Source organism: Mesorhizobium sp. M7A.F.Ca.MR.176.00.0.0, assembly GCF_004023165.1.
Taxonomy (GTDB): domain Bacteria; phylum Pseudomonadota; class Alphaproteobacteria; order Rhizobiales; family Rhizobiaceae; genus Mesorhizobium.
Map to the genome: position 1 here is coordinate 1 of NZ_RZTC01000305.1, position 777 is coordinate 777.

Genomic DNA, 777 nt, shown 5'->3' on the forward strand with positions numbered 1-777 from the left:
GGTACGCCGGTGCGCATCCGTATTCGCGCCCGCGATGTGATGATCGCCACCGAAAAGCCGACGGGCCTCAGCGCGCTCAACATCCTGCCGGGGACCATTACCGCGATGAGCCCGGGCGAAGGGCCCGCGGTCGAGGTCGGTATCGACTGCAATGGCGCAATCGTGCTTGCCCGCATCACCGAACAGTCGCGGCAGGCGCTGAAGCTTCATCTTGGCGGCAAGGTTTTCGCGGTGATCAAGACGGTGAGCTTCGATCGGGCGAACACCGGCGCCGGCCTGCCCGCCGAGGCGGATGGATAATCCCGCTATGTCTTTTTGGAATAGCGGTTTCGCCAGGGAGCTTCTAGTATGGGGTTGGGTAGTGACCGCGGAGAGCAAAGATGCCGTCGCTGAGCTTGCGGATAAATCTCGATCCCGACGGGCGCGTCGGGCCGGGCAAGATCGAACTCCTGGAACAGATCGCCGCCTTCGGCTCCATCTCGGCCGCCGCTCGCGGCATGGAGATGTCCTATAAGCACGCCTGGGACCTGGTCGAGGACATGAACCGGGTATTCGGCAAGCCGCTGGTGGCGGCACAGACCGGCGGCCGCAAGGGCGGCGGCGCACAGTTGACGGCGGTCGGCCTGGCAGTGGTCAGCCGCTTTCGCGCCATCGAGCGCGCAGCTTCTGCCGCGGCGGCGGCGCATATGGAGGCATTGCAGGCGGAGATTGATGCGGGATGAGGCAGTAGGGCAGTAGGGCAGTAGGGCAGTAGGGCAGTAGGGCAGTAGGGCAGTA

At 64.9% G+C, this 777-nt stretch carries 2 protein-coding genes; both read left to right on the forward strand.

All coding sequences use genetic code 11. The features are described 5' to 3' along the window. Window positions 1–300: TOBE domain-containing protein (locus EOB59_RS35005; RefSeq protein ID WP_164895873.1), on the forward strand; the 300-nt coding region annotated here is incomplete at its 5' end. Window positions 301–380: 80 nt separating this feature from the next. Beyond that, window positions 381–722 (forward strand): winged helix-turn-helix domain-containing protein, encoded by a 342-nt coding sequence (locus tag EOB59_RS35010; protein ID WP_127271788.1) that lies wholly within the window; start codon window positions 381–383, stop codon window positions 720–722. The last annotated feature ends 55 nt before the right edge of the window (window positions 723–777 follow it).